The organism is Spirosoma endophyticum (assembly GCF_900112365.1).
In the GTDB taxonomy this organism is placed as follows: Bacteria; Bacteroidota; Bacteroidia; order Cytophagales; family Spirosomataceae; genus Spirosoma; species Spirosoma endophyticum.
In genome coordinates this window covers 627,052-651,374 of record NZ_FOLQ01000001.1, presented here as the reverse complement: position 1 = coordinate 651,374, position 24,323 = coordinate 627,052, and the positions used below count along the sequence as shown (strand labels likewise).

Below are 24,323 nucleotides of genomic sequence, written 5' to 3'. Positions count from 1 at the left end.
TCAGTTTTTCGAATAGTCTCGAAAAATACCCGGGCTTTTTAGACTTCCCTGCGCCAATATGCTGGCTACAATAAGCTGAAGGGCATGGTAGATCATAATGGGCAGAAGCACGACACCGGCAATGCTGCCTGCAAATAACATACTTGCCATTACCGTTCCCTGAATAAGCGACTTTTTAGAACCACAGAATAAGGCAGTTATCAAATCGTCTCTGCTAAAATTAAGCCACTTACCAAATAAGGTGATCAGGCCAAAAATGAGGAAAAATAAACCTAGTAGAAGACCCGCTAACCATAGTAAATCTCCTGCCGAATATTTCGCAAACAAATTGCGTGAAAAAGATTCACAAAAAGCTGTGTAAACGATGAGGAGAATGATAAGCTGATCGAAATAGCGCAACCATGATTTGTTTCGCTCGGCCAGCCAGCCCAGCTTACGATTGAGGAGAAGGCCAATTACAACAGGTACAATAACCTGTATCGTCAATTTGCCAATGACGCCCGCCAGATCATACTGTCCACTGGTATTGGCCAGTAAAAAACTCATCCATAAGGGCGTAACAAAAACGCCAATCAGGCTGGAAATACTCGCGTTGAAAATGGCCGCTGGAATATTGCCGCCCGCAATCGAAACCATCACAACGGATGACGAAACTGTAGATGGCAATGCCGCTACGTAAAATATACCTAACCAGAGCAACATAGTGTCGGGTGTTATAAGCAACGCTCTGGCAGCCAGCACCACAGCTGGGAAAATAATAAACGTGGTCAGTTGAATGACTAAATGAAGCCGGTAATTACGTAGACCAGCCTGAAGCTGAGTAAAATTCAGTTTCAGGCCGTAGAAAAAGAAGATCAATGAAACGCCTACGTTCGCCAGAGACGACAGTGATAATGGGCCTTCCTGAATTCCGGGGCCGGGCCAGAGTTTGGCCAGACCGATCATACTTACTAAAGCAATTATAAACCAATCCAGCCCAACACGAGCCAGTAAAGAACTTAACGTATTTTTTGCCATATTGAATAGTAACCGGCATTGAGCGACTTTCGTTTAGCTTATTGGCAACTATTCGGCATGCATCGGTATGGCTACACCAGGAAGAAAGAGTTCAATATAGACCAGTTAGATACCATTTATAAGTAGTAGGAAATTGTCAAATAAACAGGTTACTAACCGAAATGGAAGTTAGTTTTTTGTTGCAATAATCTGATCGTTCGAAATGAAATATGCTGTACTTGTATCGAGTAATTATACGCAATTAATTACGTGTCGTCTAGCTGCTCTTACAAGCTACTTGAATCACCAGAAGCGGATAAATAAGGAAAACTCACATTGTTATACAAACTTACTACGTAGTACATTGAACCTGTTTAGAAGTTTTCTTTGCCCAAAGGAAATAATATATATCTAATTTATTGTTAGCAAAGAAGAATAGGTAAATTGATTCCTAATTTGACATATTTTAACTTATCGATGATAAATTGTTTTTTTGGTATTCAGACTTACTATATTTGCACGTTGCATATTTTAAGAACAATAAATAAATTAACGAATGAAAGCTAAGCAAATTCGGTTCTTTTCGCCTAATGAGAACAGCGAATCTAAGAAGGAAAAAAAGGAAAAAGTAGCTAAGGTTATTCCCGCTACTGGCTATATTTCGTCAACGGGAAAGCTGGTATTCCCCGATAAAACGATCGCTCAATTAGGTTTAGATCCGCAAAGCAATCAGTTTAAAATAGGTACTCAGGAAGGGAAACGGAAAATTAAATCCCTTTACCTGATTCCTGGTACTGAGGGCGAAGAGGAGACATTCGAACTGGAAAAAGCGGCTAAAAGCTATAGTGTTGCATTGCCCTATATTCTACAAAAGGGAGGCATTGACTACGCAAATACAAAACATACGTTTATGGTTAAATCCTTCGAATATAGCGACGGTGTAACAGGCTATGAACTGAAACTAGCTAACGAAAGTCCAAAAGCTGAATATACAGGTAAGCCTCGGGGTCGCAAACCTAAAACAGTAGCCTAAGAAAGCTATTCAATTGGTGTACAGAGATTTTTCTTATGTCGCACCTATTGTGACAAATAAAAAGCGGACGAGTTGTCCGCTTTTTATTTGCAATGCTGTAGAGTAGCCCTAGCCAACTGAATTTAACAGTCGTTAGTCTGTTTGTAACCTGGCCTTTACCTTTGCCGCTCTTTTCATCTCAAAATTATAGTTGAAGACAACAATAGGCTACCGCTCCGGTTACCTGATTATGACCCGTGATCAACTCGAAGAACTTATTGCTCAGAAAGAAAATATACGATTAGAGTTCAAACGGCATCTTTCGTCGTCGCATCGTATTGCCAGGACATTGGCTGCTTTTGCTAATACGTTGGGGGGAATCATACTCATCGGTGTCAATGATGATGGAAAAATCGTGGGCGTACCATCGGAGTTTCGTGAGGTGAGTAAGATTGAAGATGCGACCGACCGATTAGTTGAACCAGCTCTCACGATTAGCTATGAAACACTAACCCCCGACGGTCGAATGGTGTTGGTAGTCAGCGTTTTAGAAAGCAATGAGAAGCCGCACTACGTATTGAATGAAGCCGGAAAACGAACAATCTACGTCCGGGCAAAAGATAAATCAGTACCCACAAATAAATTGATTATTGCGCCGGAAATAGCCAATACTGAACTTATAAAATCGCCAATGGCGCGTACGTTAATTCAGTACCTGCGAAAAAATGACGATGTGACGGCTGACAAATTCGCCAGGCTAATCAATATTTCTGATTACCGGGCTGGCAAGCTCCTGCGTCAACTCGCCGAACAGGGCCTATTACTCCTGATTGACAAATCGCGTCCTGTGCGCTATGCACTGAAACTGACCGAATAGGTGAGTTATATAGTTCGGTGAAAAGCATCTATCAGTCTATTTAGAACGTGGTTTATACATCACCCTGACAAAAAACTGCGAACTTTGCCCGCATGATGACTTCGGAACAACTCATTACAAAAGAAACAATTACGGCTTTCTTTATGGACCTGCAAGATCGCATCTGTCAGGCATTAGAAAAGGCAGATGGTCAGGGGGAAGAACAGGCTGTACAATTTCGGGAGGATGCTTGGGAGCGACCTGGTGGGGGCGGAGGACGCTCACGTACCCTCACCAACGGAACCATTATCGAAAAGGGGGGGGTTGGGTTTTCGGCTGTTCAGGGGGAAGCCACGGAGTCCACGCTACGTTCGCTCAATCTGATGGATCAAAAAGGAGACGCTACGCCCCATTTTTATGCTACGGGTGTCTCGATTGTGCTGCATCCGCGAAACCCGATGGTGCCGATTATTCACATGAACGTTCGGTACTTTGAGATGAGCACCGGTCAAAGCTGGTTTGGTGGTGGTATTGATTTAACGCCCCACTACGTTGTAGACGAAGATGCCCGCTGGTTTCATCAATATCTTAAAACAGTATGTGATCGGCACGATCCAGCCTACTACCCTAAATTCAAAGCCTGGGCTGATGATTATTTTTACATTCCGCACCGCCAGGAAACCCGGGGTATCGGGGGCATTTTCTTCGATTACCTGAAGCCAACTGATGCCGTGCCCAAAGCGGATCTATTCGCTTTTGTGCAGGATGTAGGCAACGCCTTCGCGCCTATCTACACATACTTCATGCAGAAAAATCGTAAGCTGCCGTTTGGCGAACGCGAAAAAAACTGGCAGTTTCTACGCCGGGGGCGTTACGTCGAGTTCAATTTAGTTTGGGATCGGGGTACTAAATTTGGCCTCGAAACCAACGGCCGGACTGAATCTATTTTGATGAGTATGCCTCCCCAGGCTAACTGGGTATACGATTTCCAGCCCGAACCCGGTAGCCAGGAAGAGCAAACTGTAGGCTTGCTCAAAAAAGGCGTAGCGTGGACGTAATTGATCCACGCTACGCCTTTTTCTTCTCTCTTTGCAACGTAGTCTCCCACCGTGACGTACAGACTGGTTGTAAGCTATATTATGGGATTATATAAAGGCCCGGCCGCTTGAGTCGGGCCTTTTTACTACTGCTCAGCTTCGAAGATAACCATCGCCTTGTCAATTGTATCGTCGTCTACCCCATCAACGGTTAGTTCATTATCGTTCTCCACGTTGCTGATCACGATGACCGTATCCATATTTAAACTGGGGTCTGCCAGGAACAGCGCAGCCCGAAACCGCTCTTCGATTTTTCTGTTCAGAGCATCGTTGACATTATGGGTTAGCTCGTTAGCCAGTTCAATTTCCTTTTTGTTGTTATTCATGTGTCTGCATTAAGTTGGGACGGCAAAGGTAGGAAATACGACTGATCTGCTGAAGAGATTCGCTGGAGATTACTAAAAAGCAAGCATTTTTCTGGAATGTTTAGACGTTATTGTACGAGCCTGATAATGATACTATTCCATCATTTTTGATACTTATTTAGTGCACAAATTCAACTTTCTGCCACTATTTCTTTCTATATAAAAGATTAAACTTTGATTAATACCAAAGATTTTTTATAACATTGTATGTAATTCAACGTTTCTCTGCGAACAAAGGGCTCTGTAATGTAATGAAACTGATAGTAAAAAATATCGCGAATCTCTGGTTCAGTGCTGACACACCTATCCGCCAGTATAAAATCAAGTTGCACCCTGAAGTGTGGGCTGCCTGCCAAAAAGTTAACCGATACTTCAAAGCACCTTCGGGTGCGGTTCGAGTTGAGCAGTATCGAAAGTCGGATAAAGTTGCCTTTGCCAATGCCGTGCTTGACGTACTGGAAAAAACCGATACGCCTGCCAAGGAAGATGTGAGGGTGTATGACTTTGCTTAAACAACACTAGACCTTTCGCTCATCGAAATTCTCATCACCGTAACTCCGGTGATGAGAATTTCGGTGCCATACCACTTCAGTTGTTGTCATAAAATGTACTATAGCTTCCTGTGGACAACATAGACTAAATGTCTTCCTGTAGTAGTTGTATATGTTTTATTTGCCTTTCTTTTTATAGGCTTCCAGTACCATTAGGCATAACAAAAGGAATAAGCATATTGGTGTCATCACAAACGAATCGAGATAACCAAACAGACATAAAGGTAGCATAGCCAGAGTAGCTAGCAGCGTTATCAGTACAGGTTTACTCATTAGTAGTAGTTCGTATGGCGATTGAGTTTAAAAGTACGGTAAGCTTGGATCATCAACCAGGCTTATCGTACAAACGGTTATACATACTCCTAAACTGGTGTATAAGATGCCCGATTAGGTCTCCGAAACTAAAAAAATCTCCTAAAAGGTAACAATGATTGTGCTGATGTGATAGACTGAGTTATAGTTTGCCATCCTGTTGGCAGAGCTTCACTTATTGGTTCTTATAAACTCACTGTATTCAATATACGCACTATCAGGTAATTATACAGCTATGGCTCAACGTAGTATTACCTGTTTATAATTATGCTTTCAATAGATCTCTGCTAGATAAAAAGGGTTGTGCTAAGTATTGACCTACGTTAAACCTGCTGCCACTAAAAGCAGGTAGGTTGATTCCGATTAGTTTTTGGTAAGAAGTAAACCGTTGGAAGGTGAAGCACGAGGGCGTTGCTCCTGGTTTTAATTGATCGACTTAAAATTACTTATAGAGTAGGTGATCAGCTAGCTGTCAATTTATAACTATGATCGAGCTGATATTCAGGAGGGTACCGACTTTTTTTACACGGCTCAGATTATACCTCATTAATCGCGGTTGTAGAGCCATCAATGAAGTAAGCCAACGATAACCAGGGCACAGATTTTTGTCTATTGATAGGGAAGCAGATTCAAGCCAACGGGCAGGAATAAAAAAAGCCTATGCCAGGAACGGCGGTCTCCAGGCCCTGGCCTGTCCCATCCGAATGCCCTGAGCGATTGCTTATATAGTAGAGCACAATGGCGCCCCATATACCAATGAGAATCCGGTTGATATAATTGATAAGGGTGAAGATTTTCATTGCTGACCTACAGCCGTTAACTCGTTTGCCAACAAAAGTAGTTAAGCAATGATCTGGCCTGTTCGTGTCAGCTGTTGTTGGCAACGTGTTCAATATCCATCCTCGCTATTTTTCCTTCGTTCAGCGTATATATGTGCTTGACCTGCTCATCTGCCAGGATTTTTCCTGTCAACTCTTTAATAACCTGATGGACTACAACTTCGATTCTGCCATCAGGCCTTAGTTGAAATGAAATTGGAAGAACACGGGGATCGAGTTGCTGCCATTGTCGCGTCCAATACGTCCGTACAGCATTATGCCCGTGTTCGTAACCACCCTCCCAGCCGTTAGGCCAATCAACGTCGGCATGCATTAGCGCCAGCACAGAATCAATATCTCTGGCGTTGAAAGCCTGATAGGCTCGGTTAAGTAGGTCCTGGTAATCCATGGTATAGATCAGTCTCGATTTTTAATTGTCAAAAATAAGGCAGATCTACAGGCAGCTGGCGTCGGCGAAAGTTGAGATTATGTAGGTTTTGCTTGATAAAGCGATAGCCCGATTGGCACCATAGCGTCCTTGAATTGTCGTTTTCAGTTGCCGGAGTGAACTTAAGTGGGTATCTAGGGGAAGAATCACCGGGAAGTGTGGGTACATGCCAATCACAGGCATGAATCAGGAGCAGGACGTACCTGATTAGAAATGAAAAGTGGTGAAATCAAAAACTGATTGGCAAAGATCATTTCTCAAAAAGCCCCGTGCCATAGGTTTCCTGCATGTGTCGATCAATGACTTCCAGCGCTAAGCGCCTTGCTTGCTCAGAGGATAAGCCATAACGTAGTGAAAGGGCTTTGCCGACAGAAGTGAACAGAAGGTCTATAGCACGCATAGTCTTGTTGTCATACATCTTGATTATACTGGTTACCATCTCGTCATACGTAATGAAAGCAAAGTGGTCCTGATGAATGGGCGCTGGTTGCTGGCGCATGGCTTGTTTCGCGAGTTTATCGTCATGCCAGAGTTTAGCTAGGCTGATAAATTCGCTCCGAAAGCTGGGAGTATCATATATTTCCACAAGTAACGCCTGATGCCTGGTAAGTATGTCCTGTACTAGTTCCTGGCTCGATAGATCGCTGAACCACCACTTGGCGGGGTTTCCTCTTTCCTGGGAAAACTGTCGTTGATAGGCTGTTTTGAACAGATGCAATAGGAACGTATAATGATTTTCCAGCTCTTCGTCTGACAGTACTGGATCAAGCTTTAACCGAAATCCCATCTTCTTCAGGACAAAGCAGGGCGTATAGGTTGCTCCTAAAGAACTACCAGCCAGCGCCTGCTCAACATCGGAGTCAACAGGCGCTGTTCGCCTTACCAGAAACGAGAAATCAAGTAGCTGTTCCCTTTTCTTATCCTCATCCAGATGACTAAAAGCCTCAAGCAGTGCTACGTCCGAGTGGACTCCCTGCCCGAATCGATAAAACGCTATTTCCTCTTCTAAGCTCATTCGGGTGTTGTTTACAAGGGCTACGTAACAGGAGTACATGTAAAAAAGCTACTCGCTAAAACAGGTACATACCCGCATTTTTGCCAACTGGCAACGGGGCCTCATACCTTGAAAACAGGAGTTGGTTATAGCGTATCTTCATAACCATAGCCCGTTTCCATCGAATCCAAGCCTTCAAATTCAGCGATTACGTGTTGACGAGATGATACTACGTTTTTTATAAAGGGAAAGCAAGTCGATTTTCTCCTCAGATAGCAACAACGTGAATGAAATTTTGCTACCGGATAAAAAACAGGGTAATTTCCTGGCTGGCGACCGTAGGTTAGTCTGGCCGGATGCTAACTAGAGATTTTGGCTTTTTTTTAAGTAATTGGCATGATTTTGTACCAAAATCGTGCGCAAGCATTCACCACTAAAATTTAATTGACCATGAAAAATTATTTGACGGGTATCCTGACAGGCGTCGTTGCAGGGCTGGTGATCGGTTACCTGACAGCTCCTGATTCAGGGAAGAAAAATCGCAAAAAGATGGTGAAGGCCTTTGACAAGAAAACAAAGGAATTGACCAAAAACATGAGTAAGCAATGGGATAAGACGCTAGCTATAGCAGAAAACGCCATTGCTGGCGTGCGTTCATAAACCCACACGATAAACAGCCTACGTTAAGCGTACTCAACCTGACAAGACGAAGCCTTGATTTTTTACGATCAAGGCTTCGTTTTTCATACTGATACCGTTCTGAGCTGTCGGTTGCAAGGCTGGTCTAGCTTAAATAACCATACCTGGCCGATTTTCATTCTTCGGGCTCCTGACTGCCCTTTTCGGCAGTTTCCACAAACTCCTCAGTTGATACAATGTGCACGTATGGATCGTCGAGGTCCTCATCAGGTTCTGGATCGGGATCGGTGGTTGGGCTGTCTACTAACATGGGGCTGTCTACCATACTGGTGATTTGGCGAAGATACTGAACGAGCTACATTACGTAAGTCAAAATGAGTCTTTTTATTGTCAGGCCATTCGCTCAGGGACGTGCCACCGCTACGTTGGACCGTGGTTTCTACTAACGCTCAGTGAACCTTTGCATGGTTCTGAGCGAACGTTCTGTACATGAATACTTCCCATTGGTACTTGCACAACTGGTCATAAAAACGCCCTTATATTGTCATGATTCCCCCTCGTCCCCGGCCCTCGTCGGGGTTAACTTTGTGCAACCAGTAAACGAATAGCAAACAACATGAGAACGATCCGAATCATTGAACACATCTCACTGGACGGCGTGATTCAGCATGAAAACGATGAAAACTTCGCGTATGGCGATTGGACGACACCCTATCGAAGTCCGGCTGGCTTGGAAGCCGTTATGGAGGCACAGGGCAGCGTCTTCGATCTGCTGCTTGGCCGCCATACCTACGATTTATGGGCCGCCTACTGGCCCAAGGCCGGGAATAGTCCAATCGCGAACAGGCTGAATGCTGCGACGAAATACGTAGCGACCCACCGGCCGGACAGCCTCGAATGGGGTCCGGTCGGGAACTTGGGCGCGGACAACATAGAAAGTATTCGCGGCCTCAAGTCAACGGACGGCCCTGACCTGATCGTTTGGGGAAGTTCAACCCTGACGTCGGTGTTGCTCGACCAGGGCTTGGCCGACGAGGTTGTGCTGCTTGTCTACCCGGTCTTGCTGGGCCGGGGCAAACGCTTTTTTTCGGACAGTGTCGACCCGTGCGAACTCGCTTTCGTCAGCACGAAGGTTACATCCACGGGCGTGCTCATAAACACGTTCCGGTATGTTGGACCGCTGCGAGCTTAAGTCTGTTATCGGAAACACGAATTAGGCGTGTCTCCTGGTCGAAACCTACAGAGGTAATTTTAGTCACTATTTCAATTGCACAACAGAGCCTGGCCACGGAGCCAGGCTTTTTATTTCCATCGGTATTTGATACTATTCGATCGGATTGATTGTTCTATGTTTGTCATAATTACTTTCAATCACTACAAGCTCGTGATATGAATAAGACCTTAACACTCAATCAACCTGAGAGTAGCATACTAAAGTGCATGGCTGAGGATAAAGAGACGGTAGAAGCGTATTTCAAGAATGGCGATAAGTCCGAAAAACCCGAAGGAATACGATTTGTCAAGCCAATTTCCGTACGACCTCGGAGAAAATGAGGACGGTATATGGGTTTGATAAAACGGCCAAAATCGAAGTTAATCAAACTTACATTATTCGTACTGGACAATCAAACTACTTAGCCACTCATCGAAGCGATTTCTTAAAACCCAGAAATAGTGAGATAATACGACCGTTTTTTGGTACCATTTGGAAATTAGCAATGCCTGGCGGCCTAGCCAGGCATTGCTAATTTCCATAACTATAATACAAAAGACTGTGCTTACTTATATGCAGGCTTATGACTGTTTAAGAACCAAAAGTTAAAATCCATTGAATAGCCTTTGCCGTCATTTGGGAAGTGAAACCCGTTAGTAAAGATTCTGGGAAAGCGAAAGCCTATATCACTTACGGCTTCTGTTTCGGTAATCTCTACAATAGTTGCATCAACAATCCCCCAACTGCCTTGTGCATACAGTTGATCGCCTACTATCAATGTTTTACTTATGATGGACATGATTAATGACTTTTATGGTGATTAATCAGGCAAATCTGTTGCTCGGCTATGCATTAATAACCCTGGTTTTACTACTTCACGCCAATGATCCTCATATAAAGGTAAGTAATCAATCTCGGGAGGCTTAGGTTTGCCATAAAAATATAAATTTATCTCTTCAAAGCCTTCAATTGTCTGATTAGTGATCAAGCCAATAGGTGTTTCTGCCGTTTCAAATATTGGCCGAATCAAGCTTACGAATTCCTCAAAGTGAGCATCTCCTTCTTCTCTTTTTACTGCTCCTGAAGCTGTGATAATTGATGAATGTAATCTAATTTTTGGTATAGGGTAAAATTCTGAGTTTTCTGAGCGTACATTATCAATCAATCGAAACATTACCCAGATGGCAAAGCCCCAGTTAAACATAAGTCCGACTTCTGTAGAGGCATATTTTTCCCGAATTTCTTGGTACGCATCAGGAGAAAATCGCATGCTTTGAAATAAAAATCCTACCCCCTGAACTGATGCCCAGGAATCAGCATCCCATTCCAGGACTTTACTTGTAAGTGGTATTAAGTCAACGTCTGTATCGGAATCAAATTCCATAATAAAAGATTGACTAGTTAGCGAATTAGAGTAATGAACGTGTCCATTTCGTAAATGGCACAACTCGTGTTCTACTAAAAAAAATAGTGCAAATTCAGTAAGTACTGCCGCGTGCTCTTCTCGGATTGGATCAATAGGCAAAACGACTGATGACAGATCAAAGGTGTCATAATGACTTTCTATTTCTACGTAACTGGTCGGTAGTTTGGGGAGTCGATCGGGGGATTCTTCCAGATAGGCAGAGCCAATTTCTGGTAGTATCTCTTCATGGGCCATCATCCGATTAAACGTATCGAGTAATATAAGTACTGTGCCATAATTTACCCCAATAAACTCGTTGCCAAATTCATCAAATCCAGCTAAGGCATTGAACGTTAAGCTATCGATTAGGTCAAAATGAACATAAGGCATTTTTCCCTTGGCAGCGGTTTGCCTACTGTGTTGATGTAAATTAATGCGGTCTTGTAGGTTATTCTTAAATGCATCAAAAAATAGTTGCTTCTCCACATCGAGCTCTTCTGTATCGAAGCGACCAATTTCTCGCTTTATTTTTTTTAACGTTTCCTTCCGAATGAATTTATCGAAAGCGACTTCGTAATCTTGAGTTGTCATGGTTTATGGGTAGATAGAATTGTCAATTTTTGCTCTAATTAATACAAATTTTGTATCAGCGGGTATTGCTTGCATTCAATAAAACGAAAAAGCCCAGTCAATCTGACTGGGCTTAGTTAGTGAGAATCCTTTTCTTTCTTTCGCTGCTGCAGCACCTGGCTGGCCTCCAGCTCCGCTGCCACCCGGCGCTCATCGGGCCGGCCGTAGACCTCGAGTCCTTTATCCGACTTTCGGCCCAGGACGACTTTTACCGAGTCAGTACTGAGCAGGAGCGTATTGAAACACCAATCGGTGAAGGTTTTGCGGCCGGCTTTGCTGGAGAGGTCGGCGGGCAGATCCAGCGCGGCCGCTACGAACTTGAGCCACTCGTTGAACTGGGTCAGGGACCGGATCGGCAGCTTTTCCCAGCCGCCGTACTTGGCCACGATATCCTTCACTTCATCGAAGAGCGGAACCCGGGTGGCCACTTCGGTTTTGATGCGGTCCTTGATCAGCCAGAGCTCGCCGTCGACACCCTTCCGGAGCGCGGTGTTGTGCTTCTTCACAAAGTCCTCCAGATCGCCGTAGTGAAAGCCGCACCGGCAGAGAATGATAAACACGTCGGCCGTCTCCTGTAGGTTCGAATTGGAAAAGCTGTGGGCCCGTAACCGTTCGAACTGCTCATTGGTTAGAAACACCGGATCGCCATATTCGGCATTTTTGATGCGCAGGCCTTCCAGGGGATTGTCATCGGCAATTTTGTGGAGTTTGGCCCAGATGAGAACATCTTTGATCGTCTGCACGTGCTTGACCACGTAGCTGTCAGCATGGCCGATCTTGCCACCATCGAGCGGCACCTGCTTCATCCAGCGCCGGTATTTCTTCACCCAGGATAGATCGAAATCCTATACCAGTAGATCCAGCGCTTTTTCCTCAATCAGAAACGTAGTGAGTTTCTTTCGCACATTGTCGTACACCTCCAGGCTGGCTTCTTTCAGGTTTCGCTCCTCATCACCCGCGCTATCTTTTAGATACATGGCGAAGGCCGAGAGCAGGGTAATGTTGACGGTCTGGCCCAGGTAGGCCCGCTTGATCTTGGCGGGGGTGATCTTTTCTTTCTTTCGGAAAAAATCATTGAAGATGGCCCGGAGCTGGTTGCGCATGATATCGAGCTGCTCGTTTTTGAAAAAGGCCTCCGGATCATGATCCGAGATGCGCTCCCCATCCCAGTGGTCGGTGTAGATAGTCAGGCCCGTGCTGCCGATTTCGGCCCGTTCGCCATCCATGGTGATCCGGCAGTAGAGTTGCGCTTTGCCGGCCTGTTTGCTTTTGTGTTTCCAAAAGCTGATTTCCATTCTGTAAAGATTCATTTCGCGTTGCGATTAGTGCAACGCGGCCAGGTGAGAGTTTGGGGGAACTTAAATAGTTGGCAAATGCCAAAAGTTTAGGCAAATAGTCCTATGTATATTAAGCGGTAGGAAATGGCGATTCATGTGAAAAAAGAATTATGTAAAGGGGTGCCACCTGGGAGAAAGGGGTGCCACCAACTTTGCCTTTCGAATAAAAAATGGGGGGTAAAACGGGAAAAAAGGGCAAAAAAAAAGCCCGATACGGGTTTTGTATCGGGCACCTGGACGTTAAAATGAGCTATTTGCAGAGAGAGAGGGATTCGAACCCCCGGACCTGTTACAGTCAGTGGTTTTCAAGACCACCGCAATCGACCACTCTGCCATCTCTCTTTCTGGGTGCAAATATACGAACGTTCGGAGATTTGTCAACCCATGACCGCCCTCTTTAACGCAAAAACCCTAATTTTGTCCTATTCAATGAGTAATGAGCGACGTGTAAACGTAGTGCCTGAGATTTGTCTCAGCTAGTCATTCCTTCTGCCACTCGCTCATTCACAATTAGATAACATGGACGCTACCGAATCGCTACCCTCGCTTGAAACCGCCCAAAAGCTGGGCCTGTTACCCGAAGAATTTGACCGAATCGCCGAAATTTTAGGCCGTCGCCCGAATTTTACTGAACTCAGTATCTTCTCGGTGATGTGGTCGGAACACTGTTCTTACAAAAATTCCATTGTCTGGCTCAAAACCCTGCCCCGCGACTCTGATCGGATGCTGGCTAAAGCCGGAGAAGAAAATGCGGGTCTGGTCGACATTGGGGATGGGTTAGCCTGCTCATTTAAAATCGAATCGCACAATCACCCGTCGGCGCTGGAACCTTACCAGGGCGCGGCAACGGGTGTGGGCGGTATCAACCGCGATATTTTTACGATGGGTGCCCGGCCCATTGCGCAATTGAATTCGCTACGTTTCGGGAACCTCGAACTGGCGAAAACCAAACGCTTGCTGCGGGGGGTCGTTAAAGGCATCGGCGATTATGGCAATGCGTTCGGCATTCCAACGGTAGGGGGTGAACTGTTTTTCGATGAGAGTTACAATACCAATCCACTCGTCAACGCGTTCTCGGCGGGTATTGTGGAGGTGGGTAAATCGGCGAAAGCAACCAGCTTCGGGGTGGGAAATCCGGTGTTCATTGTTGGATCGGCAACCGGGAAAGATGGTATCCACGGCGCTACGTTCGCATCGGAAGATATCTCGGCCGCTTCGACCGACAAGCTGCCTGCCGTACAGGTGGGTGATCCTTTCATGGAAAAACTCCTGCTCGAAGCGACGCTCGAAATTATTGAAACGGGTTATGTGATTGGTATTCAGGATATGGGTGCCGCCGGGATCATCTGCTCGACCTCCGAAATGAGCGCGAAGGGTGAACACGGTATGATTATCGACCTCGATAAAGTGCCCACGCGTCAGCCGAATATGGCGCCGTTCGAGATTCTGCTTTCCGAGTCGCAGGAGCGGATGCTGGTGGTCATTGAAAAAGGCAAAGAGCACATCATTCAGGGGATTTTCGACAAGTGGGATCTGAACTGCGCCCAGATTGGCGAGGTGACGGCTCCCGGCGAAAACGATCTGGGCCGGATTCACTTCTACCGCTACGGCGAACTCGTTGCCGACGTACCGGCCTATGATCTGGTACTGGGTGGTGGCGCTCCTCAATATAACCGTGAATACAAAGAGCCTGCCTATATTAAGGAGTATGCCAAATTCGATCCGTCGAACGTAGATGATCTCGAAGCGGATGAGATCAGGGACGTAGCGGAACACCTGCTGTCGCACCCGAACATCTGTTCCCGCAAGTGGGTCTATGAGCAATACGATTCGATGGTGGGCACGGCGAACCGGAGCACCAACGCGCCGTCGGACGCAGCCGTTGTGCGGGTGAAAGGGCCCGGCTTGCCCGCCACCGAAAAATCGATTGTGATCACGGTTGACTGCAACAGTCGTTATGTGAACGCGAACCCGCGGCAGGGTGCCATGATCGCCGTGGCCGAAGCCTGCCGCAACATCGTTTGCTCCGGTGGCGAACCGCTGGCTGTGACCAATAACCTAAACTTCGGAAATCCATATGTACCGGAAGTCTACTGGCAGTTTGTGGAAGCTGTGCAGGGCATGGGCGAAGCCTGTCGCCGGTTCAGTACACCCGTGACGGGGGGCAATGTGAGTTTCTACAACCAAAGCTCCGATGATGGTCCGGTGTTTCCAACGCCAACTATCGGGATGCTGGGATTGATGGAAAATCCGGCGCACCGTATGACGCTCAATTTCAAAAATGAAGGTGATTTGATCTTCCTGGTCGGTGGGTCCACGAATGATATTGCGTCGTCGGAGTATTTGTATTCCTACCGAAACGTAACGGCATCACCAGCCCCGCTCTTCGATTTTGAAGATGAATGGCGGGTTCAGGAAGGCATCAGAACCCTGATTCGGAACGGCTGGATTCAGTCGGCACACGATGTGTCGGATGGTGGCCTGTTCACTACGTTAGCTGAATCGGCGATGGCGGGAAATGTTGGCTTCCAGGTTGTAACGGATGATCGGCATCGGCTGGATGCTTTTCTGTTTGGCGAAAGTCAGAGCCGGGTTATCATTTCTGTTTCGCCCGATCAGCGCCAGCACGTAGAAGGCTATCTGGACGATACCGTCCTTCCGTTCAAGTATTTGGGCACCGTAACGACGGGCAACTTCATCATCGATGGAGCCACCATTCTAACCGTTGCCGAGGCAAAAGGTCTGTACGACAATGCGTTGGGAAATATAATGAAGTAAACGCTTAAACCGATACGTAATAAACCGGCCGATGACCCCGTCTAATGCAACTGCATTGGTGGATCATCGGCCGGGTTGTTTATAGGGCGTTACGTCTGTTTCTAATTGATCTTCATAATTCTGAATGTTCGCTGGCGATCCCCAACTTTGGCCGTGAGGATATATAGACCTGTCGGATAGGAAGACATTGGAATTGTTTGGTTTCCAAAATTATTGATGGGCGTATCTTTTTGAAATAACAGGTCTCCGCTCATAGTTCTCAACGTTAGCGACAGCGTACCGACTTCGTATGCCAGAACCCCAACTCTAAGTATATCAGTCGTAGGATTGGGAAAGGCAAAAGCTTCCAATATGGCTATGTCGTAGGATTGCCCCACCACGTCAACAATCATTGTAGCGTTGTCTGAGACAATTACTCCATCTCCACAAGTGGGCGTATTTACCTGCAACAGTTTGTATTGTTGGGACGTATCAACCCGGGGGCGAATGGTATGAATGAAATTGGGCGCCCCAAACCCATCTGAGATGCTAAAATAAGCACTGGACAAGGCATACCGAAAGGGCGGAATGCCCGTAAATTGTAACGTGACAGTAGCCGATTCACCTTTTTTTACTTGCTGTTTGGGGCTGATTATCTTACCCGTAACCGGAGGTGAAACGGCAATCGGTTGACTTGATGATGAACCCGTTACAACTGGATTACTTGAGGCAATGCGCAGTCGATACGTGCGACCCGACGGATGATCTGCTGGTAACGTAAATCGGAATTCAGGGGCGGCACCTACCGAATTTGTAGCGATGGTACGATAATTCTGCCCTGTCGAATCGGACAATTGTAAGGAAAACAGGTTTCCTGCATCAAACGTACCTATTGGCTTGAACGACACGTAGGATTCTTTGCCAGCGCATAAGGTGTTATAATTTCCTATGTAGTTAACTTCAATAGACGGGGTTGTCCGGGGTGTAACGATCACCGTAACTTCGCCAGATACTGTACCAACACCGCAGGAGTTCGATACAGCCGCTAATCGATACGTAGTGGTTTGCTTTGGCGTCATTTCAACTGTTGGTAAATCGAAATAGCCGGTTAATAAGGGACCGTTTTCAAATCGTAGGTCATTGCCACCACCGCCACTAACTAATTCGATGGGAATGTCAACCGATTGTCCAGGATAAATGGTGGTCGTAGAAGGAATTAATCGGGCGGTGGGCCGTTGTCGAATGCTCACATCCGTCATTTCATACGTTATTGCTGGATTTGATGAACGCATAATGAGGTCGCCAAATGCGCCAGCCCGAATGGTTGATGGCAACTGAAATGTTACTGGTCCCTGTGTCTGTTTTGTTCGGACGAAAATAGACGTAGAGTCGCGGGGAAATGGTCGAAATTCGAAGGTGAATTCGTTGTCCGGCGCAAACGCCCCTACTGTTTGGTAATTCAGTTGAGCGGGTTGATCTTTACATAGCGATCCAATCAGTGAAAACGATTTAATGGCGGGTTGGAAACTGACGTCAACCTGTCCAGTGGTGGGCATCAGTCCACAGGCGCTGACGGCCTGCGTGATGGTATAAACGCCTTCCTGGTTAAATGGTACACTATACGTTCCTTCATATTCAGAATACGATTGGATGATTGTTCCATTGCTGAGCCACACAGATACCGGTCGGCCGCCTGTTACAGTAACCGCCCCCTGGGCCATATCCGAACCTCTGGCGATCGTCAGCTTTCCATTGACCCCGCCAGTTAACTGAACTGTGCCCACCTTGTGTATGATGATACTATAATATTCGTTTTCAGTTGTCGATAGAACAGAATCACCCAACATCATGAACAATCGAACTCGATACTGGCCATTGAGGGCTGGCACCGAATCGACGCGAACCGTAACGGGTGTAGCAGGGTCGAGTACCGTAAGCTTTTGCAAAAACTTTCCGTCCTGTCCATATAAACGGGCTTCTAAACGGGCAGATGAGGGAAAAACACCGCGCAGAAGGTAAGGGAATCGAAAAATGCCCCCCTCGCAGTGAATATTATGCTGCGATCGATCATCAAATTCACCGGCTGTCAGAATCTCAGGCTTAACGATAGGCAAGGCTTTAACCTGAAATGGTTCCTGAGGCAACTCAACAGGAACAGCACAGCCACCCGTTGCGGAGACAATACTATACGCAGCTGGAGCCGTAGAAGTTAACGTTACCGGAGCCGAATAAAACGCTGCATCACCTTCAACACCATTCGACAACCGGTAATGAAATGGTGGGCGACTACCTGAAAAACGAATACTTGTCCGAATGGGCTGGCCCGTAAACTCCGCATTTGTAGAGGACCAAGCGGCAAGTAGTTTATCGGAAATATACACACGTACCGGTACACTTACCTGCCCCGTTTCTGTCGATTTGACACGTAGCCAATAGACTCCTCCTGTAGCGGGAAGTTTAACTTTGACAGCCCCAGATCTTACCGGGCCTGTGAGATAGGTCCCTGCCCAACTACTTTCATTCTTTGAAAATTCAATTTGATAAATCGGAGTATTGGGTAGGTTAGTCGCTCGGATAGTAACCTGTGCGGAATCGCCAGGGCAGTAGTCTGGAATGGCCGAAAAATTGTAAACTAGCGATACCTGAAGACCGAGCGACGATAAGGATGGTTGGCTAACTGTCAGGTCAACACTACCCGTAGCCACTCCCACACCGCATTCATTTCGGACCGACATGATGCGGAAGGTGTTGGTTGTTTTCTCCGCAAATACTTGAACTAACAGATTTTCTGTAATATCAAGGCTTTTTCGGATCGCCTGTCCATCCGACAGGCTGACGTCCAACGCATTCGATCGTGTACCGCTTTCCATTTTCAGGTAATAAACACCGGGCCGGTCGTAGGCAGATAGGCTGGGATTGTACGAATCAGTTGTAGACAAGCGGGCGATAGGGGGTGTTTTCACGATCAGCAGAAAGTCAGATGATCGACCAGAGAGACCATCCCAAATCGGGGTAAGTACGTAGGAACCCGCCTTGATTGTGGAAGGAATCTGTACCTGAAATCGCTTCGCGTCCAGAATTGTAGCGACAACTCGCTCACTACCAATCTGTAAGGTCAAGGGAGAACCAGATGGAGGAGTAAAATTAGCCCGGTAATAACCTGTTATCGATGTGCCGGTACAGACCTCATAACTGGAAAGCGAATCAATGACAAGGCCTGGTGCCACATTGACTGTGTATCTGAGCGGCCCTTCGGTCGTAGCGGCCCCACAATAGGCCGATCCAACTGAACGTATCGTATATACGGTGTTTTGGGTCGGTGATACGTTACGCGTGTATTCATCTACTGAATACCCTCCCGTCTCACCAACAAATCCATCATCAAACGTAATGCGCTGATAAAGAGCATCGTATGTGGTGCTCAGTTTTGCCGATGCACCAAAGGCAATCGTTTGGACTGGGTTACGGATTGTGAATCGGTTTGTGCGAGTCACCTGAACGGAGCTGCTCCCCGGAATATCGACTCGTAATCGGGGTGAATCTGACCGCAGGGAAATGTGGTAATAACCAATCTGAATGTCGGTTGGCGCGATAATGTCGAACACCCCGGCTGACGTTGTGGACAATACGCGTGCCCGGTACGGAGAACCTGCTGTGCCTGTGAGGGGTGTCAGGATCGCATATAACGTAGTGCTGGCTGGCAATGGGGTAGTCGAAATTACTTTTATTGGAAACGGTTTGCCTGCGCATACATACGATGTGCCAAATTCAGGAATGAACATCGATATCGGATTAACAATGGCGGAAAATGAGTTGGCCGTTACCGTACCTACGCCACATTCGTTACGTACGCGGCTAATCCGATACACAAATGAACGATCGACAGTCCGGGGAATCTCTTTTCGATATTCATCAATTGGATGCGTACTACTGTCGTTAAGGGTTATCTGGTAAGGGCCACCTCCCGTTACGGCGACCTGGAATGCCAGGTTACTCAACCGATTGAGTTGAAGGCTATCCATACTGATGCCTCCGGGATACAAAGGATTGTTATAAAGATCGCTGGTCTTCGCGCTCACTAATCGCGCTGAGGGCAAACCATTGATCGTTATTGATAGGTCGTTTGAGATCAGGACTGGCTCTATGGATGATACGTGTAGATAGATTGTTTTTTCGGTTGGAAGATTATCCGGTAAAACGGTTTGAATCGTACTCGTTCCTGTAAGTTGGCTACTCAGCGTTTGCCACTGAACCTTATCTGAACTAATCTGCACTGAAAATCCTCGTGATGAGTTGATGTCAGAACGGATGTTTAGTTGAAGCTGAACTGCCTGACCACGACAGGCTCGCTGAGGACCTAGGATGGTGAAAACCTGGGCTATACTGCTGGTATTGATAAGTAAGAGGATAATCAGGCGGAGAGCTATTTTCATAGATTGAAACGTATTAAAAGCGAAAGTTAGGGGTAAAAGTCAATCTGATAGAGACACTTATAAGTAATTTTAGTGCTAGTGTTTATTTGATACGTAGTAGTTTTAAATTTAAGCTTGATATAAGCTTAAGCGCGTACCTTCGACGTAATGCAATACTTGTCCCCTATTCCGAATTCTTCTTGTCCGTCCTGAGTTAATCAGAAAAGTCCCATCTTTTTTGACAACGAACATGGAATTAGGTATCAGTAGCTTTGGCGAGATAAGCCCGGATGGCGTAGCTGGTAGAGCGGTTAATGCCCATCAACGGATGCAGCAATTGCTGGAAGAAATAAAATTGGCCGATGAAGTAGGGCTGGATGTGTTTGCCCTGGGCGAACACCACCGACCTGATTTTGTGGTGTCGGCACCCGAGGTGATTTTAGCCGCAGCCGCGACCATTACCAAAAACATAAAATTGTCCAGTTCTGTAACGGTGCTGAGTTCGGCCGATCCGGTACGAGTCTTTCAGAACTTTGCTTCCCTGGATCTCATTTCGAATGGCCGGGCCGAGATCATGGCGGGCCGGGGTTCGTTTATCGAATCGTTTCCGCTGTTCGGCTACGACCTGTCCGACTACGACGATCTGTTCACCGAAAAGCTGGATTTACTGGTAAAAATCAATCAACAGGAGTTTATCAGTTGGAAAGGAAAACACCGGGCGAGCATTAATAACCTGGGCGTCTATCCGCGTCCGTATCAGGCATCGCTCCCCATTTGGCTGGCCGTTGGCGGGACACCGGCGTCGGCGGTTCGGGCGGGAAAAATGAACCTGCCGATGACACTGGCTATGCTGGGTGGTTCGCCCGATCGGTTTGTGCCGTTTGTAAATCTGTTTCGACAATCGGCCAAAGAGGCCGGGCATGATGTAGACCAGTTGCCGCTGGCGATCAATTCCCATTTTTACGCAGCCGATGCGTCGCAACAGGCGTCCGATGAGTTATTTCCAACGTATCAGGACATGATGAACCGGATCGGGCGGGAGCGGGGCTGGGCACCGCTGGGACGCGATCAGTTTGAGTCGATGCGAAATTATGGCCCGCTGGCGGTGGGTAGTCCCCAGCAGATCATCGACAAGATTCTGCATTTCCATGAGTTGTTCAAAAATACCCGTTATCTGGCTCAGCTGATTGGTGGTCAGCAGTTTCCGCACAAGCAGACGCTGCACGCCATCGAGTTATTTGGCACTAAAGTGGCCCCGGTAATTCGGAAAGAATTAATGCTTGTCGCTAAGTAAAAAGAAGCAATAATGGCACGAAATGTGTTGTAAGATTCATCAGACTTCCATATGAACCGTTGGTTCTGGTTCAAGTTAATTGATTGTTGGGCTTACTAAAAAAAGAAAAAAGCATATGAATATTGAAACCGCAATTCTGGCTGGAGGTTGTTTTTGGGGGGTAGAAGAACTTGTCCGCACGTATCCGGGTGTAACGTCGACGCGGGTTGGTTATACGGGTGGCGATGTCCGCAATGCTACGTATCGTAATCACGGTAGCCATGCGGAGGGCATTAAAATCACGTTTGACGCCGACCAGTTATCATACCGTAAGTTGCTGGAATTTTTCTTCCAGATTCATAATCCGACAACACGCAACCGGCAGGGCAATGATATTGGCACTTCCTACCGTTCCGCAATTTTTTATCTGGATGACAATCAGAAAACGACCGCCGAAGAATTAATCTCGGAAATGGACGCTTCTGGTGTCTGGCCGGGAAAGATCGTAACCGAAGTGGTGCCCGCGTCTGATTTCTGGGATGCTGAGGAAGAACACCAGGATTATTTGCAAAAGCATCCCTATGGCTATACCTGCCACTACATCAGGCCGGATTGGCAACTTGCTGAACACGCCAATCAGTAGGCGATTGCCTGAGTTTCTCCGTCACCGAGACTAATGCCCACAGCCCAAACTTACTTAACCGTTTGTTTGGGCTTATGCTTTCTAGTCCACTCAGCAACCACCGCTAATTAATCCCAACCAGGTCAATCGTGAAAACCAGAATGGAATTAGCCGGAATTTCATTTTGCTCCTGCGAGCCATAGGCCAGACTAGGTGGGAGGTATAGCGTAATACTACCACCGGGTGCCACCAGTGGAATACCTTCCTGCCAGCCAACAATGAGTTGGTTCAGACCAAAGCTTATCCCCGAAGCACTATCAAATGTTTTTCCATTGGTCAGTTTGCCTGCATAATTGACCGTTACGTTGTCGCACACCGTTGGCTTGGCTCCCTTACCGGGCGACTGAATAACGTAGTAAAATCCCCGTTTGTCGGCTTTGGCGGGAATGTGGTTTGCCTCAATATATTGTTTTAACGTAGTGACCTCGCTTTCAGGAGCGGCCGTGGTGATGGTGGTCTGGGTGCAGGGGGCGTCTTGCTTGCAACCGCCAGCAAGCAAGGCACAGACCAGGAACGCAAATGGATATTTTTTCATCATCAGTAGCTTACTCAGCGAAGCTACTTCTTTTTATTGAAAACGACCTTTCTACGTTACCGATCGTTTTCAGTACAGAATAGTCATGACTTTAGAATCAGACTTTCCGGGAAACCATAACTGCCACTCCTTTACGCACTTATCATGAAACACCTAATCGCCCGAAACTTGCTGGCAAGTTTTAGCCTTTTTGCCGTCGTTGGCGATAGCCAGGCCAGCACCCTGCCCATTTTGGATAAATCACCTGGTAGGGCTCAGCCGACGAAAAGCAAAGATGACACGGGTTGGCGGCAACTGTTTAACGGGAAAGATCTTGGCGGCTGGAAGCATGTGGGCAAGGGAAGTATGTCGATCGAGAAGGGCATGATTCGGGGCCACGGCGGCTTGGGGCTGCTGTACTGGACGAAGGAGAAGTTCAGCGATTGTACTATTCGGGTAGTGTACCGGATGCAGAAAGAAAACAGCAATTCAGGGGTCTTTATCCGGATACCCATTAAGCCGTTTGAGGAATGGATGCCGGTTCATTATGGCTACGAAGTGCAGATTGACAACCACCCAGAAACATCCAAAGAGGACGATTACCACATTACGGGGACGCTGTATTCACTGACCAAACCGCTGGCAAAGCCCGGCAAACCCGGTCCGCAATGGAACACAATGGACATTACGCTGGATGGCCCACGTACCATCGTTTACGTCAATGGGATAAAGGTGACGGATTACAAAGAGGGCGATCCAGTAGCAGCCCGCAAATTTGATTTCGAGCCTTATCACGGTCTGCGGCCCAATTCTGGCTATATTGGGCTACAGAATCACGGGGACCACGATGTGGTTTATTTCAAGGAAGTTGCGGTAAAGCCGCTTTCAAAGAAATAGAGATTAAACATAGAGTGGTACGCCATTGCGGCACAGAGAACACAGAGTTTTTTATTGTAGGTTTTAAATTATTTGAAACTCCGTGTTCTCTGTGGCTCTGTGTTTAAATTTTGTTTTATAAAAGTTCTTAAATGCCCAAGTCCCTGCAACCATTCATCCCAAAATGTATTCGATTTAGTTAGTCGTACTTATTTTTGAGAACATCCCTAATCACTTCGCTATGCAACTGAGTATCCAGCACTTATCAAAAACGTATCCCAACGGCGTCAAAGCCCTAGACGATGTATCACTTACCATCCCGATGGGCATGTATGGGCTGTTAGGCCAGAATGGCGCGGGCAAATCGACGCTCATGCGGACGCTCGCCACGTTACAGGACGCCGATCGGGGGAGTGTGATGCTGGACGATCTCGACGTACTGAATCAGAAAGATGCCGTTCGGCGGGTGCTGGGTTACCTGCCGCAGGAGTTCGGGGTTTATCCCAAGGTATCGGCAACCGATCTGCTCGACCACTTCGCCATCCTGAAAGGCATCACAAATGGCCGCGAGCGTAAGGAGTTAGTCGAAGCGTTGTTGCATCGGGTAAATCTCCACGATGTTCGTAAAAAAGCGGTCAGCAGCTATTCCGGTGGCATGAAACAGCGATTTGGTATTGCACAGGCCCTGATCGGCAACCCCAAACTCATTATTGTGGATGAGCCGACGGCGGGTCTCGATCCCGGTGAACGTAACCGATTTTATAACCTGCTGTCGGAAATTGGCGAGAATGTCATTGTAATTCTATCCACACAAATTGTTCAGGACGTAATGGAGCTATGCAACAACATGGCGATTATCCACAAAGGGCAGGTGCTGTACAGCGGTTCTCCGCAGGCGTCGGTGACGAAACTCGAAGGGAAAATCTGGGAGAAATCCATTACTAAAAGTGAGCTGGCAACGTACCAGCAACGCTACAACGTAATTTCCAACAAGCTCGTGGCGGGCAAGCCGCTCGTCCACATCCTGAGCGAACTCGATCCGGGCGAAGGGTTCCAGCCTGCCCATGCTGATTTAGAGGACGTCTTCTTTTCGACGATTGAGGCCGGAACCGTGGTGAATGAGTAACTGATACGCT

23 protein-coding genes and 1 tRNA gene are annotated in these 24,323 nt (G+C 46.9%); 11 read left to right on the top strand and 13 right to left on the bottom strand.

Annotated elements, in window-relative coordinates; all coding sequences use genetic code 11:
* A complete protein-coding gene (locus tag BM202_RS02495) occupies positions 1 to 1,017 on the bottom strand; it encodes a bile acid:sodium symporter family protein (RefSeq protein WP_093822873.1) in 1,017 nt (338 codons plus the stop codon).
* Between the two features lie 535 nt (positions 1,018 to 1,552).
* On the opposite strand from BM202_RS02495, the gene BM202_RS02490 reads away from it, so the two are divergent.
* The 3 genes from BM202_RS02490 to hemF all read left to right on the top strand — a co-directional run bounded on the left by BM202_RS02490 (position 1,553) and on the right by hemF (position 3,922).
* On the top strand, positions 1,553 to 2,029 hold the full coding sequence (locus BM202_RS02490; RefSeq protein WP_093822872.1) for a hypothetical protein: 477 nt from the start codon (positions 1,553 to 1,555) through the stop codon (positions 2,027 to 2,029).
* A 190-nt stretch (positions 2,030 to 2,219) separates the two neighbouring features.
* The gene (locus tag BM202_RS02485; protein ID WP_317039667.1) at positions 2,220 to 2,885 is read left to right on the top strand and encodes an AlbA family DNA-binding domain-containing protein; all 666 of its coding nucleotides are present in this window, start codon (positions 2,220 to 2,222) and stop codon (positions 2,883 to 2,885) included.
* A gap of 95 nt (positions 2,886 to 2,980) precedes the next feature.
* On the top strand, positions 2,981 to 3,922 hold the full coding sequence (gene hemF / locus BM202_RS02480; protein WP_093823606.1) for an oxygen-dependent coproporphyrinogen oxidase: 942 nt from the start codon (positions 2,981 to 2,983) through the stop codon (positions 3,920 to 3,922).
* A 125-nt stretch (positions 3,923 to 4,047) separates the two neighbouring features.
* Here hemF and BM202_RS02475 read toward each other — a convergent pair whose 3' ends face one another.
* Positions 4,048 to 4,287, bottom strand: coding sequence for a hypothetical protein (locus BM202_RS02475; protein WP_093822870.1), 240 nt, complete (start codon positions 4,285 to 4,287; stop codon positions 4,048 to 4,050).
* A gap of 290 nt (positions 4,288 to 4,577) precedes the next feature.
* Here BM202_RS02475 and BM202_RS02470 point away from each other — a divergent pair, with 290 nt between their 5' ends.
* A complete protein-coding gene (locus BM202_RS02470; RefSeq protein WP_093822869.1) occupies positions 4,578 to 4,838 on the top strand; it encodes a hypothetical protein in 261 nt (86 codons plus the stop codon).
* 980 nt (positions 4,839 to 5,818) lie between these two features.
* Here BM202_RS02470 and BM202_RS37045 read toward each other — a convergent pair.
* The 3 genes from BM202_RS37045 to BM202_RS02460 all read right to left on the bottom strand — a co-directional run bounded on the left by BM202_RS37045 (position 5,819) and on the right by BM202_RS02460 (position 7,470).
* Complete coding sequence (locus BM202_RS37045; protein ID WP_177236484.1) at positions 5,819 to 5,989, bottom strand: hypothetical protein; 171 nt, start codon at positions 5,987 to 5,989, stop codon at positions 5,819 to 5,821.
* Positions 5,990 to 6,056: 67 nt separating this feature from the next.
* Positions 6,057 to 6,416, bottom strand: a complete 360-nt coding sequence (locus tag BM202_RS02465; protein WP_093822868.1) for a nuclear transport factor 2 family protein — start codon at positions 6,414 to 6,416, stop codon at positions 6,057 to 6,059.
* A 289-nt stretch (positions 6,417 to 6,705) separates the two neighbouring features.
* The gene (locus tag BM202_RS02460; protein ID WP_093822867.1) at positions 6,706 to 7,470 is read right to left on the bottom strand and encodes a DUF5958 family protein; all 765 of its coding nucleotides are present in this window, start codon (positions 7,468 to 7,470) and stop codon (positions 6,706 to 6,708) included.
* A 429-nt stretch (positions 7,471 to 7,899) separates the two neighbouring features.
* Between BM202_RS02460 and BM202_RS02455 the strand changes: the two genes are divergently transcribed.
* Positions 7,900 to 8,109, top strand: coding sequence for a YtxH domain-containing protein (locus BM202_RS02455; protein ID WP_093822866.1), 210 nt, complete (start codon positions 7,900 to 7,902; stop codon positions 8,107 to 8,109).
* Between the two features lie 154 nt (positions 8,110 to 8,263).
* Here the strand turns inward: BM202_RS02455 and BM202_RS37040 are convergent, their stop codons facing one another.
* Positions 8,264 to 8,413 (bottom strand): hypothetical protein, encoded by a 150-nt coding sequence (locus BM202_RS37040; RefSeq protein ID WP_177236468.1) that lies wholly within the window; start codon positions 8,411 to 8,413, stop codon positions 8,264 to 8,266.
* Positions 8,414 to 8,704: 291 nt separating this feature from the next.
* Between BM202_RS37040 and BM202_RS02450 the strand changes: the two genes are divergently transcribed.
* Complete coding sequence (locus BM202_RS02450; protein WP_093822865.1) at positions 8,705 to 9,280, top strand: dihydrofolate reductase family protein; 576 nt, start codon at positions 8,705 to 8,707, stop codon at positions 9,278 to 9,280.
* A gap of 586 nt (positions 9,281 to 9,866) precedes the next feature.
* Here BM202_RS02450 and BM202_RS02445 read toward each other — a convergent pair.
* The 5 genes from BM202_RS02445 to BM202_RS02425 all read right to left on the bottom strand — a co-directional run bounded on the left by BM202_RS02445 (position 9,867) and on the right by BM202_RS02425 (position 13,015).
* Positions 9,867 to 10,100 (bottom strand): hypothetical protein, encoded by a 234-nt coding sequence (locus BM202_RS02445; RefSeq protein ID WP_093822864.1) that lies wholly within the window; start codon positions 10,098 to 10,100, stop codon positions 9,867 to 9,869.
* A gap of 21 nt (positions 10,101 to 10,121) precedes the next feature.
* Positions 10,122 to 11,297 carry a hypothetical protein gene (locus BM202_RS02440; protein ID WP_093822863.1) on the bottom strand — a complete coding sequence of 392 codons (1,176 nt, stop codon included), beginning with the start codon at positions 11,295 to 11,297 and terminating at the stop codon, positions 10,122 to 10,124.
* 116 nt (positions 11,298 to 11,413) lie between these two features.
* Positions 11,414 to 12,163, bottom strand: a complete 750-nt coding sequence (locus BM202_RS02435) for a site-specific integrase (RefSeq protein ID WP_177236483.1) — start codon at positions 12,161 to 12,163, stop codon at positions 11,414 to 11,416.
* 18 nt (positions 12,164 to 12,181) lie between these two features.
* A complete protein-coding gene (locus BM202_RS02430; protein WP_093822861.1) occupies positions 12,182 to 12,646 on the bottom strand; it encodes an Arm DNA-binding domain-containing protein in 465 nt (154 codons plus the stop codon).
* Positions 12,647 to 12,930: 284 nt separating this feature from the next.
* A tRNA-Ser gene (locus BM202_RS02425) sits at positions 12,931 to 13,015 on the bottom strand.
* 177 nt (positions 13,016 to 13,192) lie between these two features.
* On the opposite strand from BM202_RS02425, the gene purL reads away from it, so the two are divergent.
* A complete protein-coding gene (gene purL, locus BM202_RS02420; protein WP_093822860.1) occupies positions 13,193 to 15,451 on the top strand; it encodes a phosphoribosylformylglycinamidine synthase subunit PurL in 2,259 nt (752 codons plus the stop codon).
* A gap of 101 nt (positions 15,452 to 15,552) precedes the next feature.
* Here the strand turns inward: purL and BM202_RS02415 are convergent, their stop codons facing one another.
* A complete protein-coding gene (locus BM202_RS02415; protein ID WP_093822859.1) occupies positions 15,553 to 19,863 on the bottom strand; it encodes a T9SS type A sorting domain-containing protein in 4,311 nt (1,436 codons plus the stop codon).
* Positions 19,864 to 20,092: 229 nt separating this feature from the next.
* Between BM202_RS02415 and BM202_RS02410 the strand changes: the two genes are divergently transcribed.
* Positions 20,093 to 21,136: an Atu2307/SP_0267 family LLM class monooxygenase gene (locus tag BM202_RS02410; protein WP_093822858.1), complete on the top strand. Its 1,044-nt coding sequence runs from the start codon at positions 20,093 to 20,095 to the stop codon at positions 21,134 to 21,136.
* Between the two features lie 115 nt (positions 21,137 to 21,251).
* Positions 21,252 to 21,758 carry a peptide-methionine (S)-S-oxide reductase MsrA gene (gene msrA / locus BM202_RS02405; RefSeq protein WP_093822857.1) on the top strand — a complete coding sequence of 169 codons (507 nt, stop codon included), beginning with the start codon at positions 21,252 to 21,254 and terminating at the stop codon, positions 21,756 to 21,758.
* Positions 21,759 to 21,861: 103 nt separating this feature from the next.
* On the opposite strand, the gene BM202_RS02400 is transcribed toward msrA, so the two are convergent.
* The gene (locus BM202_RS02400) at positions 21,862 to 22,335 is read right to left on the bottom strand and encodes an FKBP-type peptidyl-prolyl cis-trans isomerase (protein WP_245776491.1); all 474 of its coding nucleotides are present in this window, start codon (positions 22,333 to 22,335) and stop codon (positions 21,862 to 21,864) included.
* Between the two features lie 141 nt (positions 22,336 to 22,476).
* Between BM202_RS02400 and BM202_RS02395 the strand changes: the two genes are divergently transcribed.
* Together BM202_RS02395 and BM202_RS02390 are read left to right on the top strand one after the other, a co-directional pair.
* A complete protein-coding gene (locus BM202_RS02395; protein WP_093822856.1) occupies positions 22,477 to 23,208 on the top strand; it encodes a 3-keto-disaccharide hydrolase in 732 nt (243 codons plus the stop codon).
* 220 nt (positions 23,209 to 23,428) lie between these two features.
* Positions 23,429 to 24,313: an ABC transporter ATP-binding protein gene (locus BM202_RS02390; protein ID WP_093822855.1), complete on the top strand. Its 885-nt coding sequence runs from the start codon at positions 23,429 to 23,431 to the stop codon at positions 24,311 to 24,313.
* The last annotated feature ends 10 nt before the right edge of the window (positions 24,314 to 24,323 follow it).

Bases quoted from the DNA above. Each gene is read 5' to 3' on its own strand.
- BM202_RS02495 (WP_093822873.1), bottom strand. From the start codon at position 1,017: ATGGCAAAAAATACGTTAAGTTCTTTACTGGCTCGTGTTGGGCTGGAT.
- BM202_RS02490 (WP_093822872.1), top strand. From the start codon at position 1,553: ATGAAAGCTAAGCAAATTCGGTTCTTTTCGCCTAATGAGAACAGCGAA.
- hemF (WP_093823606.1), top strand. From the start codon at position 2,981: ATGACTTCGGAACAACTCATTACAAAAGAAACAATTACGGCTTTCTTT.
- BM202_RS02475 (WP_093822870.1), bottom strand. From the start codon at position 4,287: ATGAATAACAACAAAAAGGAAATTGAACTGGCTAACGAGCTAACCCAT.
- BM202_RS02470 (WP_093822869.1), top strand. From the start codon at position 4,578: ATGAAACTGATAGTAAAAAATATCGCGAATCTCTGGTTCAGTGCTGAC.
- BM202_RS37045 (WP_177236484.1), bottom strand. From the start codon at position 5,989: ATGAAAATCTTCACCCTTATCAATTATATCAACCGGATTCTCATTGGT.
- BM202_RS02465 (WP_093822868.1), bottom strand. From the start codon at position 6,416: ATGGATTACCAGGACCTACTTAACCGAGCCTATCAGGCTTTCAACGCC.
- BM202_RS02460 (WP_093822867.1), bottom strand. From the start codon at position 7,470: ATGAGCTTAGAAGAGGAAATAGCGTTTTATCGATTCGGGCAGGGAGTC.
- BM202_RS02455 (WP_093822866.1), top strand. From the start codon at position 7,900: ATGAAAAATTATTTGACGGGTATCCTGACAGGCGTCGTTGCAGGGCTG.
- BM202_RS37040 (WP_177236468.1), bottom strand. From the start codon at position 8,413: ATGGTAGACAGCCCCATGTTAGTAGACAGCCCAACCACCGATCCCGAT.
- BM202_RS02450 (WP_093822865.1), top strand. From the start codon at position 8,705: ATGAGAACGATCCGAATCATTGAACACATCTCACTGGACGGCGTGATT.
- BM202_RS02445 (WP_093822864.1), bottom strand. From the start codon at position 10,100: ATGTCCATCATAAGTAAAACATTGATAGTAGGCGATCAACTGTATGCA.
- BM202_RS02440 (WP_093822863.1), bottom strand. From the start codon at position 11,297: ATGACAACTCAAGATTACGAAGTCGCTTTCGATAAATTCATTCGGAAG.
- BM202_RS02430 (WP_093822861.1), bottom strand. From the start codon at position 12,646: ATGAATCTTTACAGAATGGAAATCAGCTTTTGGAAACACAAAAGCAAA.
- purL (WP_093822860.1), top strand. From the start codon at position 13,193: ATGGACGCTACCGAATCGCTACCCTCGCTTGAAACCGCCCAAAAGCTG.
- BM202_RS02415 (WP_093822859.1), bottom strand. From the start codon at position 19,863: ATGAAAATAGCTCTCCGCCTGATTATCCTCTTACTTATCAATACCAGC.
- BM202_RS02410 (WP_093822858.1), top strand. From the start codon at position 20,093: ATGGAATTAGGTATCAGTAGCTTTGGCGAGATAAGCCCGGATGGCGTA.
- msrA (WP_093822857.1), top strand. From the start codon at position 21,252: ATGAATATTGAAACCGCAATTCTGGCTGGAGGTTGTTTTTGGGGGGTA.
- BM202_RS02400 (WP_245776491.1), bottom strand. From the start codon at position 22,335: ATGATGAAAAAATATCCATTTGCGTTCCTGGTCTGTGCCTTGCTTGCT.
- BM202_RS02395 (WP_093822856.1), top strand. From the start codon at position 22,477: ATGAAACACCTAATCGCCCGAAACTTGCTGGCAAGTTTTAGCCTTTTT.
- BM202_RS02390 (WP_093822855.1), top strand. From the start codon at position 23,429: ATGCAACTGAGTATCCAGCACTTATCAAAAACGTATCCCAACGGCGTC.